At 69.0% G+C, this 12,326-nt stretch carries 10 protein-coding genes; all 10 read right to left on the bottom strand.

Going from position 1 to position 12,326, the window contains the following annotated elements; all coding sequences use genetic code 11:
• On the bottom strand, positions 1 to 1,436 hold a 1,436-nt coding region (locus tag VFA06_RS03385), incomplete at its 3' end, for a recombinase family protein (protein ID WP_324838887.1).
• Entirely contained in the window at positions 1,433 to 2,338 is a 906-nt protein-coding gene (locus VFA06_RS03380) for a hypothetical protein (protein ID WP_324838886.1), read from the bottom strand. The genes VFA06_RS03385 and VFA06_RS03380, both read right to left, overlap by 4 nt.
• 41 nt (positions 2,339 to 2,379) lie before the next feature.
• Entirely contained in the window at positions 2,380 to 3,231 is an 852-nt protein-coding gene (locus tag VFA06_RS03375; protein ID WP_324838885.1) for a ComEA family DNA-binding protein, read from the bottom strand.
• A 134-nt stretch (positions 3,232 to 3,365) separates the two neighbouring features.
• Positions 3,366 to 4,211, bottom strand: coding sequence for a Clp protease N-terminal domain-containing protein (locus VFA06_RS03370; protein WP_324838884.1), 846 nt, complete (start codon positions 4,209 to 4,211; stop codon positions 3,366 to 3,368).
• Positions 4,212 to 4,298: 87 nt separating this feature from the next.
• Positions 4,299 to 5,048: an ABC transporter permease gene (locus VFA06_RS03365; RefSeq protein ID WP_324838883.1), complete on the bottom strand. Its 750-nt coding sequence runs from the start codon at positions 5,046 to 5,048 to the stop codon at positions 4,299 to 4,301.
• Between the two features lie 99 nt (positions 5,049 to 5,147).
• Positions 5,148 to 6,161: an ATP-binding cassette domain-containing protein gene (locus tag VFA06_RS03360; RefSeq protein ID WP_324838882.1), complete on the bottom strand. Its 1,014-nt coding sequence runs from the start codon at positions 6,159 to 6,161 to the stop codon at positions 5,148 to 5,150.
• Between the two features lie 409 nt (positions 6,162 to 6,570).
• On the bottom strand, positions 6,571 to 7,455 hold the full coding sequence (locus VFA06_RS03355; RefSeq protein WP_324838881.1) for a DegV family protein: 885 nt from the start codon (positions 7,453 to 7,455) through the stop codon (positions 6,571 to 6,573).
• 35 nt (positions 7,456 to 7,490) lie between these two features.
• Complete coding sequence (locus VFA06_RS03350; protein WP_324838880.1) at positions 7,491 to 11,372, bottom strand: hypothetical protein; 3,882 nt, start codon at positions 11,370 to 11,372, stop codon at positions 7,491 to 7,493.
• A gap of 18 nt (positions 11,373 to 11,390) precedes the next feature.
• Entirely contained in the window at positions 11,391 to 11,861 is a 471-nt protein-coding gene (locus VFA06_RS03345; protein ID WP_324838879.1) for a pilus assembly protein TadG-related protein, read from the bottom strand.
• Positions 11,861 to 12,301 carry a TadE family protein gene (locus VFA06_RS03340; RefSeq protein WP_324838878.1) on the bottom strand — a complete coding sequence of 147 codons (441 nt, stop codon included), beginning with the start codon at positions 12,299 to 12,301 and terminating at the stop codon, positions 11,861 to 11,863. The genes VFA06_RS03345 and VFA06_RS03340 overlap by 1 nt, the downstream gene beginning before the upstream one ends.
• Positions 12,302 to 12,326: the final 25 nt, after the last annotated feature.

Raw genomic sequence — 12,326 nt, 5'->3', positions numbered from 1 at the left:
CAGTCGAAGGTGAACCGGCCGGGCCGGATCGCGCGCACCCCGCGTCCGGCCCGGTTCAGCCGGATGCGCACGAGACCGCGCAGGGCGGTGCGTTTCTCCGTCACGTCGAGCTGTTCCCACACGTCGCCCACCCCAGGGCCGGCCGAGGCCAGCAGCCGTAACACGGGCGGCACGCCCGGGTCCTGAGCACGTGTACGCGCCGCCTCGATCCGGGGCAGCAGCTCCTGCTCCATCTTCGCCAACGACACCGCCGACAGCTGGAACCGGCCGTCCTTGAATGTGGAAGCCAGGCGCCTGCCTTCCTCTAGCTGAATCTCGAGTGCCTTCGCCTCGGCTAGCGCCGTGGCCGCGTCGTCGTCGCCCGTCCGGACGGAAAGCGCGGCGGCGAACTCGGGCCGCTCGACATAGGCGAGGATCGTGTGCTGGACGTACTCTTCGGCCAGACCGAGACGCACACCGCTGCGGAAACAACGGATGCACACGTACGACTTGGCGCCCCCGGCATTACGCGGCCTCGTGATCTGCTCGATACCCTCATCGAAACACGGCCCGCACAGCATCAGCCCCGAAAGCAGATGCTTGACCGTGCTGTCGCGCTGCGTTCGCCGCGCGGGGTCCTGCAGGATCCCGGTCACCGTGTAGAACAGCTCTTCGTCGAGGATCGGGGCCCACTTCGCGGCGCCGACGACGACGCCCTGATGCTGCCGCTGCCCCGCATTGGAGGGCCGCATCAGGATGTTGCGCACCGAGAGCATCGACCACTCGTAGTCAGGGCCTCCTGGCGCCGGGATGCCGCGCGACGCGAAGTCCTTGGCGATGCGGTAGAGGGATTGGCCGCTTGCCACGCGTTCGGCCGCCTCGCGGATCACCGCGGCTTGCGGTTCGTCGATGACCTGCCGCAGCAGTTCGCCGGTCTCCTGGTCGTACTCGCGCCGGTAGCCGTAGGGAATGCGACCGTGCGGCCGGCCTCGCTCGGCGGTGCGGCGCGTGGTGCGCAGAATGCGGTCGCGGATTCCTTCTGCCTCGTCCTCGGCGCGCGCCGCATCCAGGAGCGTCATGAAACGGTCCGACCTGTTCGACATGTCGTGGGTGCGGCCGTTGTAGCAGAGCAGAACGCCCTTCTGCTCGAGCAGATTGCGCAGCTGGATGAACGTCTCCGCGGACCTGTAGCCGCGCGAGGCTTCCCAGATCACTAGCACGTCGCAGCCGCCCTCGCGGATCCCATTCAGCATCCGCTCGTAGCTCTCGCGCGCCACCTTGGCGTATCGGCTGGCTGACCGTCCCGGGTCGGAGAACTCTCCGGCGATGATCCAGCCGTTGCGCTCGCAGAGTCGCTGGTTCTCGATCCGCTGGTCCTCGGTCGACGTGAGACGTCCGTTGATCACTCGGCTGTTGCGGTCATAGATGAAGGCGCGCAGTGGCTGCTGAGCGGTCATGGTGACGCTGGTGAGGGTCGGCATGCCGACACGGTACCGTACTTATCTCTCTGTCGATCTGTTTCGCCACTGACGACCGTGAGGTAGGTAAGGCCGGTGCGTTTGAGGGCGTCGGCGAGCTCGGTCGGCTCGTGGCTTGTGTCGCCAACGGTGAGCGCGGGCAGTACGCCGGCCTCTTCGGCGGGCAGCGTAGACGCCGCCTCCCGAAGATCCGCGCGCAGACTTCCCGCGAGGCCCTGGAGTGTGGAGGGGCCGCCGATCACCTTTGGTGCTCCTCGGGCGACGAGAAGCGCCGCGTCCCGTGTTCCACCGCGAGCGGGCTCGAGCCGGCCGGAGACGATCAGATGCTCTGAGGGCAGCAACGCGAGCCAGGCATCCAGGTCCGCGCCTGAGCGCGGTTTGGCCATCACGGTCGCCGAAGTGCCGACCTGGTAGCTCACGCCGTTCTCGGTGCTGACCTGCGTGATGCGCACCGGTACGAGGATGAGCGTCGATGTGGCCTGGTTACCGTCGAAACCTGATGCTCGGCGGGTCTGCGAGTCGCTTCCCCCCTCGGGATGGGCCGCGGCATGTGCTTTCTGGCTCGTCTCGACTCGGCGCGGATCGCCGGTCACCGTGAGCGCGGTGCCGACGAAGGCTGATTCCGCTGCCAGGCCGGGCACCGGTCCGTTGGAGCCGACCGCGACGTGCAGTGCGGCTGACAAGGCGAGTCCGGCGGCAACGAGGAGCATGGCGCACAGCCCGGCCGACCACGGCTCCGGGGCCAGCGGATGCGCTGCCACGCGTCGCCGCGCTTGGACCATTCCCGCTACTCCCCCGATGGCGATCGCGGTCGCGGCCACGGCGGTGATCTCGGGTGGAAGCGAAAGTCCGATCCAGGTCGCCGCCCACCCGGCCAGCACCGGTGGCAGAAGTCTGAGATCTGGCGGGCCGCCCTGCCGTCTCACGGTGTCACCCACTGGCGCAGGGCAGCGAACTTGGTCGGGCCGAGCCCGCGCACCTGCTGAAGCTCCCCGATCGAGGTGAATCGGCCGTGCTCAGTACGCCAGTCCAGGATGCGCTGGGCCATCGCGGGACCGACGCCGGGAAGCTGTTCAAGCTGGTCTGCGGTGGCGGTGTTGAGATGGATCGGCCCGGACAGCGGCACCTTGCCGCGTCCACCGACCCGCGCTGTCGGCCCGGGAGCGGCGAGACCCGCGTCGAGCCCGCCGGGCGCCCCGACTAGTACCTGTTCTCCGTCGTTGAGAACGCGCGCCTGGTTGAGCGGGACCAGATCGGTTCCCGGTAGGGCGCCGCCCGCGGCCCTGATTGCGTCCATGACATGGGAACCGGTCGGCAAGTGGAAGACGCCAGGCTTGGCGACCTTGCCTTCTACGTCGACGACTATGCCGCTCGCCGACGTCGCAGGGTACGGCGCGGCCGCCGGTGGCGCGCCTTCGGGACGGGCCGGCTGCGCCTCGGCCTCCTGGGCGGCGGAATCGGAGGCCTGCCGGTGAACAGGATGACCGGCGGTGAGCAGCTGCGGCTGGGCGACCTGTTTCGACTGTGCGCGAAAGAGGGTCCAGCCGCCGAGTACCACGGCCGCCAAAGCGACGGCGGCGGCCAGCGCCGTGCCGGTTCGCCGGTCGAGCCGCCACCGGCCCCGCAGGGTCACCGGTAATCGATCGTTGATCTGCTGCATGAGCAGGTCTAATCGGCCGGGCCTGCGTGGCGCGGCGGCGTGTTCGACGGCTACCGCGCGGGCGGACCTGCCGAACTCGTAGTGCGCGAAACCAGCGCGTTCGCTCCCTGACATGACGGCTCCTCGAAGGCGTGGACCACGGTCGTGATCTTCGCTTTCGACGTTACGGAGCCGCGGGGTTCAAATCACCCGGTTCCAGAACATCTGTGGATAACTATCTTCGGAACGCGGGAATCGGGCACGGAGACTTAGCCGTTGCCGCCGAGGTTGAGGTTGTTCTCGATCCGCTCCAGCCGTTGCACCACTGGCTTGAGCTGCTGGTCGATCATCGTCGAGAGCTTCGACATCGGATCGGCGACGGTCGGGGTGGGCGCGGTGTTCTGGCCTTGCTGCGCGTGTAGGTACACATAGCCTGCGATAGCCGCACCGACGGCGCGCCGGGTCAGTCGCAGCTCGGCGCCGAGGCCGCGCAGGATCTGGCCGCCGGCGCCGTCGGGTTCGGCGATCAGCCCGAGGAGCAGGTGCTCACAGCCCACGTAGTTGTGCCCGAGCGAGGTCGCTTCGGTGACGGCGAGTTCGAGGGCTGCGGCCGCTTGGCTACCGATCCGCAGTCCGTCCTGACCCGGCACGGTCGCGCCTGAATCGATGTCAGGCGACGCGGCGGAAGAAGCGGCTTCCGTTTCGGGCTCGCTGGTCGCAGCTGCTGCTTCCGATGCCGCACCGCCTCTGCGCCGTTCGATCTCGCGCTGGATCTGTTCCGGCTCGATCTCCAATGCGCTGAGGACTTGCAGGGCAAGGTTGCCGCCCTCGGCGAGGATTCCGTGCAGCAGATGCTCAGTGCCGACTTCAGCAGCTGACTGGTCGCGCGCCTCTTGAACTGCCATCTGCACTACCGTGCGGGCGCGGTCGGTGAAGTGCGTCAGCCGGTTGGACGTGCTGAAGCCCGAAGTGGGCGAGAGTACGGCCTGCCGGATGGCGGTGACCCGGCGAACCGCCGTTTCGAGCGCCCGCTGACAGACCGCAGAGACCGGAATGCCGGCCTCCTTGACGGCTTCGGCGAGCTCATCGGGCACGTAGACGTTGATCTTCGGCACCATGCCTCCCCCAATGGGGTCAGTGAAGGGTTATACCTAGTTGATAACCCCAATGGGGGCAGAAGTCAACGGTTCGGGAGTCGTCGCTTAAATCGAACGCTGATAGGAGCGGAAGGCCCTGGTCGAGATGAGTCCGCAGGCGATCACCAACAGCGCGAGGTACCCGAGGTGCGCGGTGATCGATCCCCAGTCCGGATTCGCCAGCAGCGCGCCACGTCCCGCGGTCAGCGCCCAGTTCACCGGGTTGTACGCCGCGACCGAGCGGATCCAGCCCGGAATCAGCGCCGCGGCCATGAAGCCGGTCGACAGGAACTGCAGCGGCAGCAGGACGAAGTTGGAGACCGCGATGATCGATTCCTCTTTGCGCGCGACCAGCGCCAGACCGTAAGACAGAGAGCCGATCGCGGTCGCCAACAGATTCACGGCCACCATCAGCACCAGCGCACCAAGCACCGCCTGCCGGTAGTCGGCACCCGCGATGGCGCCGAGGATGAGGATGATCACGGCCTGGATGACTGTGGCGACCGTCTGGACGATAAGGCGCCCGGCGATGAGCGAACCGCGGTTGACCGGCGAGACCAGGAATCGGTCGATCACGCCGCGGTTGAGGTCTTCGAGGATTCCCATCCCGCCCCAACCGGCTCCGAACAGCGCAGACATCACGACGACGGCGGGAGCGAGGTAAGTGATGTAGTTGACGTCGGTACCGAAGCCGGGCAGGTCCGTGACCCGTTTGAACAGCTGGCCGAACAGGAAAAGCCAGATGACCGGCTGAATGAGTGTGAACGCGACGTACATCGGTTGGCGTATGAACGCCTTAAAGTGACGCTGCGTCATAAACCAGGTATGGGTAAGCGCAAGCACTGTTCCTCCCCTGCGCGGACGTGGGTAAGCGGACGTGCGTAAGACGGTTGGCGGAGGCCGCTAAGCGGCTGGTTACGCGGCGACGGCGGAGCGGTCTGAGCGGCCTGGACGTCCCGCCTCCTCCTCAGCCGCGGAGAACGAGCGGCCGGTGTGCCGCAGATACACGTCGTCGAGCGAGGGGCGGGCCACCGTGACAGCGGTGACGGTGATTCCCGCGGCGTCGAGCGCGCCGATCAGGCCGGGTACCGTGCCTGCGCCGTCTGCAGCGCGCGCCCGCAAAATCCGGCCGTCCTGCGCGACCTCTTTGACCACGGTCATCTCGCCGAGCAGGTCACGGCCGCGTTCGACGTCGGCGTCAGAGCCGAGCTCCAGCGTGATCGCGTCACCGTGCAATTCGGCTTTCAGCTCGTCCGGGGTCCCCTCGATGACCACGCGGCCCTTGTCGATGATCGCGAGACGCTGAGCGAGCTGATCGGCCTCTTCCAGGTAGTGCGTGGTGAGCAGGATGGTGAGCCCGCGATCCCAGGCCAGCTCCTTGATCTGCTCCCACATCTCCGCGCGCGCCTCGGGGTCGAGGCCGGTGGTCGGCTCGTCGAGGAACAGCACGCGGGGCTGGTGGATCAGGCCCATCGCGACGTCGAGCTTGCGCTTCATGCCGCCGGAGTACGTCTTGACCAGGCGATCGGCGGCATCGGTGAGAGCGAACCGGTCGAGCAGCTCGATGGTCTGCAGGTTCAGCTCGCGGCCGCGTAGTCCGTAGATGCGGCCCTGGAGCATGAGGTTTTCGCGGCCGGTCGCCTGCACGTCAACGCCGGACTCCTGCGCGACGCAACCGATCGCCCGGCGCACGGCGGCTGGATCGCGAACGACGTCGTGGCCCGCGACGGTGGCGACTCCGGCGGTCGGCGCGGAGAGCGTGGTCAGCATCTTGACGACGGTGGACTTGCCGGCGCCGTTCGGGCCGAGCAGACCGAAGACCGAGCCGGCTGGGATCTGGAGGCTGATGCCGCGCACCGCCTCGACTCCGCCTTTGTATGTCTTGACCAGCTCTTTCGCATCCACCGCAAGGTTTTGCGCAGCGGGCATGGCTACCCTCCCAGGCCACGAGAAACGATTTCGACGACGAACACGATATAGCTCGACTTCCGAAAGTCAAGACATATCGCGTCTGAGGGGTGAGGGAGGCCCGCAAGTCGGGTGCAGAAGGAGGGCATTGACGGGAGACGCGGGAGTTGGGGGAAGAAGGTTGCGGGATGCGGACACCGCAGGCGGATGGAGAGAGGTGGCGGGAGACGCGGGAGTCAAAGGAAAGGGCGGCGGGAAGGCGGGGGCGTGGACGAAAGGAGGACGTTGACGGGAGGAGCTGCGTTGGAGGAGCTGGATCGGGAGTGAGTGATCCGGGCTGGCGCGCTACCCCATCGCGGGAGGCGGGGCGAGAGTAACGATCAACGGGGCCGAGCGGGAGCCGGTTGGCCGGCGGGCGCGCTCCACTGCGTCACGGTAGGCGGGGCGAGACGATCACGGCCAGGAGGCCGGGACCGGCGTGCGCGCCGAGGACCGCGCCGACTTCCGAGACGGTTAGCTCTCCGCCGCGTTCGGACGCGGGGGCCGCTACGCGGGACAGTCCGGGGAGCTGCTCGCGGAGTCGCTCGGCTAGGAGTTCCGCCCGCGGGACCGAGCCGAGGTGGTGGACTGCGACGTCTACCGCGTCTTGGCCGGCTCGTTCGAGTGCTACCTGTTCGAGTCGGGCGATTGCACGCGCGGCCGTGCGGACCTTTTCCAGCGGCTCGACGCGGCCTTCGACCAGGTGCAGCAGCGGCTTGACCGCCAGCGCCGAGCCGACGAACGCCCTGGCCGAGCCGATGCGGCCGCCGCGGCGGAGGTATTCGAGCGTGTCGACGTAGAAGAAGGCCGAGGTCATCGTCGCTCGTTTGGCCGCCGCCGCTGCGCACGCGGCTGCCGATTCCCCTTGGGCTGCCGCGTCCGCCGCGGCGAGCGCTGCGTAGCCGAGTCCCATGCCGACTGAGCGGGAGTCGACCACCTCGACCGGGATCGGGGACGTTGACGCTGCGAGGACCGCTGACTCGTGCGTGGCTGATAGCTCGCCCGAGATGTGGACCGAGACGATGCCGGTCGCGCCCGCCTCGGCCAGTTGGCGGTAGTGGGCCGCGAACTGTTCTGGGGATGGGCGCGAGGTGGTGGCGAGCTGGTGTTTGCGCAGGGCGTCCATGAGCGCGGCCCTGGCTTCGGGCGTGCCCTCCGTGTACGACTCCGTGCCGATGACTACCTGGAGCGGGACGACCGTGATGCCCGCGGCGGCCGCGCGTGCGGGCGCCAAGCATGCGGTCGAGTCTGTCACCACCACTGTCCGACCGGCCATAGTTCGCACGATAGTCGATGTGGGACCTGTCGTCCTTAAGCCGCGAGCACCTCTCTCCAGTCCGGCATCAGCTCGTTCACCAGCGCCTCAGTGCGGGGGTGGAGACCCTGCACGCCGTGGACGTACCAGGTTCGCTTGTAAAGCCCTTCGATAGCGCCACGCAGCCGTTCGTGGTCATGCGTTGCAGCGGTTGCGCGCAGCAGACCGCGCCACAGTTCCTCATCGTCGGGACTGCCGCGCATGCCTGCCTTTACCGCTTCGATCCCTGCTTCGGCCTCTTCGGCCGCGATGCAGGAGTCGGCGAGTTGTAGCGCCGTGTCTGCGATAACTGCCGGGACTTGTGCCTCGGCGACCTCGTAAGCCAGCCAGCCGTAGCGGTTCGGCTCGCGACCAGCGAGGTAAGGGCCGCGTACGAGGTCGAGCGCTGCCCTGAGCATCTTGTCGCGTTGCTTCTGGTCCTGGATCGATGCGTCGTACAGTGCCCGTGACTGTAGGGAGACGAACACGTCCCAGTCCGACCACACGTAAGCGCCAAGGCGCATACGGCCGTCGGCATCTGTGTACAGATTCGGCTGTCCGTGTGGGTCGTTGCCAAGCCACGTGGCGAGCCGGGCGAAGGTTGCCTCCGCGACGTCCGCCGTCGCGCCGCGCGGCCAGAGCGCGGCGGCGAGGACGCGCGGGTGGACTCCGTCGCGGTGATGCAGCAGGAAGACCAGCGCTTCGTCGAGCAGCGGTGCGCGTTCGGGTTCGACTTCGCCGACGCCGGTGACTTCGAGCGGCCCGAGCAGCGAGGCGTAAACGGCGGGCGGCTCGTCGGGCAGCGGACCGCTGTAGCCGACCGACTGGTGCACCGGTTCGGCGGTGACCTCGGTGCCCTCGATGTCGCAGACCGCGCGGAACAGGCCGAGGACGGCTGCGTACTGCTCCTCGGGCAGCAGCTGCGCCTTCGCCTCGATGCCCAGCAGCGGCGCGCTGATCACCCCCTTCGAACTGACCGTCAGCTGCCAGGTCGCGCCGACGACGTCGCCGGCGACGATGAAGCCGAGACCGACGCGCGCCGCGGTGGTGGCGACGGCGGAGAGCCGGGCCAGGATCGCGGCGTGCGGTTCCTCGGAGACGATCACGAAGTGGGGCGGGAACGAACTGGCCTGGCTGGCGCGGGACCGGCCGTCGAGCACGGAGTCGAGCCCGGCCGCGGCGAGCGCCTTCGCCCGCTCGACGGCCTCGATCTCCAGGCTGGGCAGGATCTCGTCGAGGGTGCGCACGTGCCGGACGCGGGCCGGGGCGAGCGGGGTGAGGTCGCCGGGGAAGCCGACCAACGTGACAGTCATACGATCCGACCAGGAGTTGGTGGCCAGCTCGACGGCGAGGGCGGCGAGCACGGCGCGGCGAACCTCGGGCGGCCCGTCGAGCCCGATGAGGCCGCGGGCTTCTTCGAGGTCGATCATCAGCTGATCGGTGTGCGCGGCGACCGGGGCAGCGGCCACGGCTCCCGAGCCTGGTGACGCGGGAGAGGTCACTGCGCCCAAGGTGACAAGCCCGGGGTATGGCGCGAAGCGGCGGTGCGCCGCCTGCGCGTCGACGTCCACGATCGCCGGGCGGGGGAAGTTCCACGAACGGCCGTCCGCGGCGGTGAACCACGGCGGGGGCGGCGCGGCCTCCGGGTCGTCAGGGTCGGTCGGCTTGCCCAGCAGGAGTTCGATGCCTTCGTTGCGCAGCCGGACGGCGTACGCGGCGGGCACGCTGCGGCCGCGTTCGGCGAGTCCGGCGGACAGCCCGCGCAGCGCGAGGTCGAGGAACCAGACCTCTACTTCGCCAGCGCCGACCCGGATCGACTCCTCGGCCACCGCACCGTCTCCGCTGGCGGTCACCGGACGCCGGCCGAATACACGGTTCCACAGCTGGCGGCGGCGATGCCGGCCGAGCGCCTTGAGCAGGCCGGCCGCGAGGAGCGGCGCGGCGGCGAGGCCGTAGAGCACGCGGTTCTCGGTCGACGGGGGCTGGCTTTCCTCCGGAGAGGTAGCGCCGCGGTGTGAGGGCCGCGGAATGATGCTGGCGCCGCCGGTCGTTGCCGTCGTCGTCGTGTTCTGACGTACCAGGGCGGTGCTGCCGACGGGCTGGTTGGGCGGGGCGATTTGTGCGCGTGCCGGGGCTTGCGGAAGCGGCATGGCGTTGACGTGGGGTGCGGGCTGCGCGGGAGGGGCAGGGGGCGCAGCGGGTGCGGGGCGCGCAGCGGGTGCGGGAGGCACGAGAGGACCAGGCTGCGCGGGGAGCGCGGCCGGGGCAGGGGCAGGGGGCGCGGCCTGGGCGGGCGCGTTCGGGTGGCCAGCGGTGATTGGTCCGGCCGGTGCGTGAGGCGGGGTCGCGGGCACCGGCTTGAGTTGGCGAGGTGATGATGCGAGAGGGGCGGCTGCGGGAGAGGCGGCGGAAGGGGCGACAGCGGCGGGGGCGGCTACCGGGGGCGGAGCGACGGCTGGGGGCACGGCGGCGGGGGATGTCGCGGGAGAGGCGGCGTTCGGCGCGCTGGCCGCGGCTTCAGCAGCGGCACTGGCGAGCTTCGCGATCTCCTCGGCGGACTGGGCGATGGTGGCTTTCTGCGAGTCCTGAGTCGCGTGCTTCTGCTGCTTATCGGTCGAGGTACCCGAATTTGAGTTTTCCGCAGAAGCCTGCGAATCCGTTGTGTTCGGCGCGCCCTGCGGGTTCTCGGGCTGCTGGCCAGGAGGGGTCGCTCCGGTAATTGTCGGAGGCGGCGTGGAGGGAACCGGTGTCAGCGCGGACGACGCGGTCTGGCCACCTGTGCCGCCACTGCCCAACGAGAACGCCGTCTGCGACGGAAGCGCGTGGGACGAATGGATTCCGGACGGAGCACCCTGCGTATTCGTGCCCTGCTGCTGGCCCGGTTGCGCCGTACCCGACTGTCCCGGATTGAGTTGGATGCCGCCAGTCTGGGCGGGGCTGAGATTATTCGGGGAGATCGGCGCCGGTTCGACGACCAGGTCGCCGCCCGTGGCGTCGGCCGGCATCATCAGGATCCAGCCGGGCCGGATCAGCGCGGCGTGGGTCAGCCGCGAACCGTCCGGCTGCACGCGGTCCTTGTTGAGCTCGAAGATCTCCTTGTACCTGCGGCCGTCGCCGAGGTGCCGCTGCGCGATCTCCCAGAGCGAGTCGTGGTGCCTGCCGTGCGGCGGCTGGACGCGGTACAGCTTGGTGGCGCTGAGTGAGGCGACGCTGGCCGAATTGTCCGCAACGCGTAGCCCTGATTCGCCGCGAAGCGCCGGCAGGTTGTCGGTGTATGCGCCCTGGAGAGAAGTATTCGATGCCGCCGTGATCGCAGAGTGCTGATTGACAGCCGGGAGCCGGCCCGCGGTGGCGACCGTCGGGCTCGCCGCCACCGGGGCTTGATGCGAACCGAGATGCGCGAGATTCGGCACGAACGAGGCGGCCGAGGCCGTGATCATCAGCAGCGCCGCGACCAGTTGCCGGGCGAGGAACTGGCTCGGACCGGCGCCGGGTATGTGCGCGGGCAGGCCGATTCCACGCTTCGCCGCGACGAACTCGACGATCACGCAGGCCGCGAACTGCGCCCACGCCAGCCAGACGATGACCGCCAAGGCGTCGAGCAGTACATGCGGCGTGATCGGCCGGTTGAACATCTCCGCGGTCGGCAGGTGGTGCGGCAGCGGCCAGCCGATGAAGAGCACGAGCGCGAGCGGGATCGCGCCGAGCAGGATCACCAGCGCGATGAGTGCGCCGAGCCCCTTGAGCACGTCCCCGCCGGTGCGGCGGTGCTTGATGCGCTGCGGCTGCGGATCCCAGCCGCCCGGATGCGAGGCCTGCGATGCGGGCCCAAGCCCCGAGTATGACTGCGCTTGGCCGGGCTGGCCGGACCGGGAGGGCGCGCTCGTCGGCGGGTTCATGGCGTTCCTCTCTCCGGCTCAAGGCCCCGGCTGGGGATGGGCGGTGGCGGTCGCGTTGGCGGCAACGGGCCCTTTCATGACCATGCCGAGCAGGATCGGATCGTAGGTGATCTCGACGTTTACCGTCATGGTGGGCACAACCAGCCCGTTCGGCAACGTCAGCGACCCAACTCCGTCGCAGGTGACCACAGCCTTTGCGCCTCCCGCCGCGGAACCGACGAGCACTGCCCGCTGACAGGCGTCGGCGGCGAGCACGTACTGACCGTTGCGTAGCGCGTTCTGGTCGAGGTCGTTGGCCGCGGCGCGGGCCGCCTGCTCGGCGATGTCCCCGGCGCGCTGGCGTTCGGTGAGCGCGAGGCCGCCGTCCACCACCAGCCCGGCCAGCATCATCGCCATCAGGGCCCAGAAGATCACGGCGAACGTGAACGATCCCCGTTCGCCGGACGGTCGTCGGCGAATCGGCTTCCTGATACCCGGCCGGGCACGCATCAGCCGGTCCTGCGGAACGTGTCGAGCGGCGCGGTCGAGTAGGCGGTGATCGTCTTCGCGCCGAGGCTGAACCAGTCCAGGCCGGTGAGCGGAACGGTGCAGCTGACCTTGATGGTGAACAGCCCGCCAGCGGTGAAGTCCCGGGAGTTCTGCGCTGTGTTGTTCGGGTCCACCTGCGTTACGACCGCGCCGGGGCAAGTACGCGCGAGTTCCGTGGCGGCCGTGTTCTGGGCCGCCCCTTGAGCGCTCGCGTCATCGCGTTGCAGGGACCCGATCCGCGCCGCGTCGCGGGCCGCGCCCTGGACGTTGCCGCGCGCGTTCACCAGCACCCCGAACACGACCAGGATCATGATGAACCCGATGACCAGCGGCGCGAGCAGCACGACTTCGAGGACGGACATGCCCGCCTCGCGCCCGCCGTCCCGCCGCGGTCTCCTCATCACGCTCCTCGCCTCATTCATCGTT

The organism is Actinocrinis sp., assembly GCF_035653575.1.
Taxonomy (GTDB): Bacteria; Actinomycetota; Actinomycetes; order Streptomycetales; family Catenulisporaceae; genus Actinocrinis.
The sequence above is the reverse complement of the archived record's forward strand: the minus strand, read 5'-3'. Positions and strand labels throughout refer to the sequence as shown.

What these genes read in the sequence shown, in the direction of transcription:
- VFA06_RS03375 (WP_324838885.1), bottom strand. Translation starts at nt 3,231, where the DNA reads ATGTCAGGGAGCGAACGCGCTGGTTTCGCGCACTACGAGTTCGGCAGG.
- VFA06_RS03365 (WP_324838883.1), bottom strand. Translation starts at nt 5,048, where the DNA reads ATGACGCAGCGTCACTTTAAGGCGTTCATACGCCAACCGATGTACGTC.
- VFA06_RS03360 (WP_324838882.1), bottom strand. Translation starts at nt 6,161, where the DNA reads ATGCCCGCTGCGCAAAACCTTGCGGTGGATGCGAAAGAGCTGGTCAAG.
- VFA06_RS03355 (WP_324838881.1), bottom strand. Translation starts at nt 7,455, where the DNA reads ATGGCCGGTCGGACAGTGGTGGTGACAGACTCGACCGCATGCTTGGCG.
- VFA06_RS03350 (WP_324838880.1), bottom strand. Translation starts at nt 11,372, where the DNA reads ATGAACCCGCCGACGAGCGCGCCCTCCCGGTCCGGCCAGCCCGGCCAA.
- VFA06_RS03345 (WP_324838879.1), bottom strand. Translation starts at nt 11,861, where the DNA reads ATGCGTGCCCGGCCGGGTATCAGGAAGCCGATTCGCCGACGACCGTCC.
- VFA06_RS03340 (WP_324838878.1), bottom strand. Translation starts at nt 12,301, where the DNA reads ATGAGGAGACCGCGGCGGGACGGCGGGCGCGAGGCGGGCATGTCCGTC.